Consider the following 4,451-nt stretch of genomic DNA (forward strand, 5'->3'; position numbering starts at 1 on the left):
GTTCATCTCGGTAAAGACCGTGCGGTACCACTTCACGCACGTCTATTCCAAGCTCGGCATCCGCTCCCGCAGCGAACCGGCGGCCACGTTCAGGGACTCACCTGCCGCCGGGTGACGTGACTGCTCACGCTCTGCTCGATCACGGTGGCGACCTGCTCGGCCGCGGGGGAGTTGCGGTGCGCGCGGCGGGCCAGGAGCAGGTCGACCGACTCGGGTTCGTCCAGCGGTACGTAGGTGACGCCCTCGAGGCTGAGGCTTTGCACCGACTGCGGCACCAGGGCCACTCCGTGACCGGCTGCCACGAAGACGACCAGGGTGGCCGTCTCCGCGACCTCGGTCAGCGAGGCGGGCCGGAAGCCGGCCCGCGCGCAGGAGGCCAGGACGCGCTCGTACATCGAGGAGCGGGATTGCGAGGGGTGGATGACGAACGGCTCGCCGGCCAGCGCCCCCAGCGCCAGGCTCGGCCGGCCGGCCAGCGGGTGGTGCGAGGGCAGCACGGCCACCAGCGGCTCGGACCGCAGGGGAGTGAGGCGGATGTCGGGGTCGGTGGCCGCGCCGCGGATCACCGCCAGGTCGTAGGTGCCGGCGAGCAGCCCCTCGACCAGCTCGGGGGCCAGCACCTCGCCCCGCAGGTCCATGGTGATCCCCGGCAGCTGCGCGCGTACCGTGCGGGCGATGTGCGGCAGAACGTCGTAGGTGGCCGTCCCGATGAACCCCACGGCGACCCGTCCCGCGTGCCCGGTCGCCAGTTCCCGCATGTGTACGCGGGCGCGCTCCTCCTCCAGGACCAGCGCCCGCGCATAGCCGGTCAACTCGCGGCCGGCTTCGGTCGGTTCGACCCGTCGCGTCGTCCGGTGGAAGAGCGCAACGCCAAGCTCCCGTTCCAGCTGCTTGATCTGCTGGGACAGCGCCGGCTGCGCCACGTGCAGGCGGGCCGCCGCGCGGCCGAAGTGGCACTCCTCGGCCAGGGCCAGGAAGTACCGGAGCTGACGCAGTTCCATGCACCCACCCTAACCACATTCATAAATCATGCTTATTAATTCATGCGAACTAGGTCTTGGACGTGATGAAGCGTGCGCTCCTACCGTGAGCGTGTGACCGACAGCTATCTGTACGCAGCAGCACGCACCCCCTTCGGCCGGTTCGCCGGAGCCCTCGCGGACGTACGGCCCGACGACCTCGCCGCCTCGGCCATCACCGCGACCCTGGCCAAGGCCCCCGGCCTCGATCCGGCAGAGATCGACGACGTCGTCTGGGGCAACGCCAACGGCGCCGGCGAGGACAACCGCAATGTCGGCAGGATGGCCGTCCTCCTGGCCGGGCTGCCGACCTCGGTACCGGCCACCACCGTGAACCGGCTGTGCGGTTCATCGCTGGACGCGGCGATCATCGCCTCCCGCGCCGTCGAAACCGGCGACGCGGACATCGTGCTGACCGGCGGCGTCGAGTCGATGACCCGGGCGCCCTGGGTCCTGCCCAAGCCCGCAAAGGCCTTCCCGGCCGGGGATGTGACGGCCGTGTCCACCACGCTGGGCTGGCGGCTGGTCAACGCGCGCATGCCCAAGGAGTGGACCGTCTCCCTGGGCGAGGCCAACGAACAACTCGCCGAGCGCTTTGCCGTCACCCGCGACCGCCAGGACGCCTTCGCCGCCCGCTCCCACCGCCTTGCCGACGACGCCTGGAACACCGGCTTCTACGACGACCTGGTCGTACCCGTCGCCGACGCCACGGGCGCCGTGCTCGACCGGGACGAGGGCATCCGCCCCGGCTCCACGCCCGAGAAACTCGCCGCGCTCAAGCCCGTCTTCCGCCCCGACGGCGTCATCACCGCCGGCAACGCATCCCCGCTCAGCGACGGCGCCTGCGCGGTGCTGCTCGGCTCCGGTGCCGCCGCCGCGCGCATCGGCACCGACCCGCTCGCCCGCATCGCCGGACGCGGCGTGTCCGCGCTGGAGCCCCAGCTGTTCGGCTACGCCCCCGTCGAAGCGGCCAACCGGGCCCTGAAGCGCGCGGGCATCGCCTGGTCCGACGTCGCCGCCGTCGAGCTGAACGAAGCATTCGCCGTCCAGTCCCTGGCCTGCGTCGACGCCTGGGACGTGGACCCGGACATCGTCAACACCAAGGGCGGCGCGATCGCTCTTGGCCACCCCCTGGGCGCCTCCGGAGGACGGCTGCTGGGCACCCTCGCCCACCGGCTGCGCACCTCCGGCCAACGGTGGGGCATCGCGGCGATCTGCATCGGAGTGGGCCAAGCACTCGCCGTAGTCCTGGAAAACGTGACGGGAGACGCCCGATGACCGCAGTGACATGCACCGACACCGACGAGGCCGTGCACGGCATCCAGGACGGCTCCACCGTCCTGGTCGGCGGCTTCGGCATGGCCGGCATGCCCGTCGACCTGATCGACGCGCTCATCCGCCAGGGCGCCAAAGACCTCACCGTGGTCTCCAACAACGCCGGCAACGGCGACACCGGACTCGCCGCGCTGCTGGCCAAGGGACGCGTCCGCAAAGTGATCTGCTCCTTCCCCCGCCAGACGGACTCCTGGGTCTTCGACGAGCTCTACCGCGCAGGCCGCATCGAACTCGAAGTCGTCCCGCAGGGCAACCTCGCCGAACGCATGCGGGCCGCCGGAGCCGGCATCGGCGCCTTCTACTGCCCCACGGGCGCCGGCACACTGCTCGCCGAGGGCAAGGAGACCCGCGAGATCGACGGCCGCACCTACGTACTCGAGTACCCGATCAAGGGCGACGTCGCTTTGATCGGCGCCCACCGCGCCGACCGCATGGGCAACCTCGTCTACCGCAAGACCGCCCGCAACTTCGGACCGGTCATGGCCACCGCGGCCACCACGGTCATCGCCCAGGTCCGCGAAATCGTCGAGACCGGCACGCTCGACCCCGAAACCGTCGTGACCCCGAGCATCTATGTCGACCGAGTGGTGCAGGAGGCAGCCCGCGCATGACCCCCACGAACCGAACGGCAACCGCACAGGGCCCGCTCAACAAGCACGACATCGCCGCCCTCATCGCGCGCGACATCCCCCACGGCGCCTACGTCAACCTGGGCATCGGCCAGCCCACCCTGGTCGCCGACCATCTGCCCGCCGACTCCGGCGTGGTCCTGCACACCGAGAACGGCATGCTCAACATGGGGCCCGCCGCACAGGACGAGCAGATCGACCCCGACCTGACCAACGCGGGCAAGGTCCCCGTCACCGAGCTGCCGGGAGCCGCGTACTTCCACCACGCCGACTCCTTCGCCATGATGCGCGGCGGCCACCTGGACATCTGCGTCCTGGGCGCCTTCCAGGTCTCCGCCGCCGGTGACCTCGCCAACTGGCACACCGGGGCGCCCGACGCCATCCCCGCCGTCGGCGGCGCCATGGATCTGGCGATCGGCGCCAAGCAGGTCTTCGTGATGATGACCCTCTTCACCCGGGACGGCGCCCCCAAGCTGGTCCCCGACTGCACCTACCCGCTCACCGGCCGGGGCTGCGTCAACCGCGTCTACACCGACCACGCGGTCTTCGACATCACCCCGCAGGGCATCAGCGTCGCCCGCACCTTCGGAATCACCCCGGACGACCTCACCGCGCGCCTCGACATCCCGCTGACCTTCGCCTGACCTGCGCCGGGAAGGGGCCGGGGGACGGGGAGGGGCAGGCGCGAACTACGGGGAATCCGCCTTGGCAAGGACCACGGACGGCGGCCCGTCCGGATCGGGATGGAACTCCACCAGCGAATCCTTGGGGTAGAGCTGGATGCCACCGACCTTGCCGAGGCCGCCGTCCTTGACCGTGAGGTAGACGAAGTCGCTGGTCTCGTCCCCGGAGACGAACTCCCATCGGCCACGGAAGTCGGTGGGGTCGGTGTCTCCGCTCCCCGTGGCTTCGTCTGCCGAGATGCCAGTAGCGGTGAACGTCTTGTCGGAATCGAGCCGGATCTCCCCGCCCGTCTTGTCGCTGCGGTACACGCCGGGCAACTCCTCGGCGTCGACCGAGGCCGCGCACCCCGAGGTGAATACCGCAGAAGCACTCAATGCGGCGACGAGCCACCGCCCACCTATCCCCCTGATGATCACGGCGACATCATAAGGGCAGCACCCACAGCCGAGCCCTCGCGGCCGGCGCACCCGACCAGCCACCCCAACAAAGAGCGTGTCACGGGCCGTCAGAAGTACCCGCTGTCGTCTTCCCGCTCTTCCTCGGGGGTGCGCCGGATACGCCACACGGCGAAACCGGCTCCAAGGGCCCCGCCCACAAGAGCGGCCACGCCACCCCACAGCTCGCTGCGCGCGAACCCCGCGCCGAACACGCCGCCCACCATGGCTCCGACCAGTACATACATCACTACGATGAAACCCGCGGCCAGATGCCGGTCCCGCAGCGGCGGCAGGCCCCCGCTCACCGGCCGGCTCCCGCGGCAGGCTGACTGGCGGGAGCAGTGTCC

7 protein-coding genes are annotated in these 4,451 nt (G+C 70.5%); 4 read left to right on the forward strand and 3 right to left on the reverse strand.

Going from position 1 to position 4,451, the window contains the following annotated elements; genetic code table 11:
* Positions 1–4: 4 nt before the first annotated feature.
* Positions 5–115: a hypothetical protein gene (locus ACQKIP_RS40660; protein WP_427745326.1), complete on the forward strand. Its 111-nt coding sequence runs from the start codon at positions 5–7 to the stop codon at positions 113–115.
* Here ACQKIP_RS40660 and ACQKIP_RS40665 read toward each other — a convergent pair.
* Positions 90–1,001, reverse strand: coding sequence for a LysR substrate-binding domain-containing protein (locus tag ACQKIP_RS40665; protein ID WP_365866793.1), 912 nt, complete (start codon positions 999–1,001; stop codon positions 90–92). The two genes, ACQKIP_RS40660 and ACQKIP_RS40665, sit on opposite strands and share 26 nt — an antisense overlap.
* A gap of 93 nt (positions 1,002–1,094) precedes the next feature.
* Here ACQKIP_RS40665 and ACQKIP_RS40670 point away from each other — a divergent pair, with 93 nt between their 5' ends.
* From ACQKIP_RS40670 to ACQKIP_RS40680, 3 genes are read left to right on the forward strand one after another with little or no spacing between them, the layout of a single operon-like run.
* On the forward strand, positions 1,095–2,297 hold the full coding sequence (locus tag ACQKIP_RS40670; RefSeq protein WP_365866794.1) for a thiolase family protein: 1,203 nt from the start codon (positions 1,095–1,097) through the stop codon (positions 2,295–2,297).
* Positions 2,294–2,965, forward strand: a complete 672-nt coding sequence (locus tag ACQKIP_RS40675) for a 3-oxoacid CoA-transferase subunit A (protein ID WP_365866796.1) — start codon at positions 2,294–2,296, stop codon at positions 2,963–2,965. The genes ACQKIP_RS40670 and ACQKIP_RS40675 overlap by 4 nt, the downstream gene beginning before the upstream one ends.
* The gene (locus tag ACQKIP_RS40680) at positions 2,962–3,627 is read left to right on the forward strand and encodes a 3-oxoacid CoA-transferase subunit B (protein ID WP_365866798.1); all 666 of its coding nucleotides are present in this window, start codon (positions 2,962–2,964) and stop codon (positions 3,625–3,627) included. The genes ACQKIP_RS40675 and ACQKIP_RS40680 overlap by 4 nt, the downstream gene beginning before the upstream one ends.
* Positions 3,628–3,672: 45 nt before the next feature.
* Here the strand turns inward: ACQKIP_RS40680 and ACQKIP_RS40685 are convergent, their stop codons facing one another.
* Together ACQKIP_RS40685 and ACQKIP_RS40690 are read right to left on the reverse strand one after the other, a co-directional pair.
* Complete coding sequence (locus ACQKIP_RS40685) at positions 3,673–4,083, reverse strand: hypothetical protein (protein ID WP_365866800.1); 411 nt, start codon at positions 4,081–4,083, stop codon at positions 3,673–3,675.
* 89 nt (positions 4,084–4,172) lie between these two features.
* A partial coding sequence (locus ACQKIP_RS40690; protein ID WP_427745325.1) for a hypothetical protein occupies positions 4,173–4,451 on the reverse strand: 279 nt, incomplete at its 5' end.

The organism is Streptomyces sp. NPDC059900 (assembly GCF_050270335.1).
Lineage (GTDB): Bacteria > Actinomycetota > Actinomycetes > Streptomycetales > Streptomycetaceae > Streptomyces.

Coding starts and splice junctions, on each gene's coding strand:
- ACQKIP_RS40665 (WP_365866793.1), bottom strand. CDS start 1,001: ATGGAACTGCGTCAGCTCCGGTACTTCCTGGCCCTGGCCGAGGAGTGC.
- ACQKIP_RS40675 (WP_365866796.1), top strand. CDS start 2,294: ATGACCGCAGTGACATGCACCGACACCGACGAGGCCGTGCACGGCATC.
- ACQKIP_RS40680 (WP_365866798.1), top strand. CDS start 2,962: ATGACCCCCACGAACCGAACGGCAACCGCACAGGGCCCGCTCAACAAG.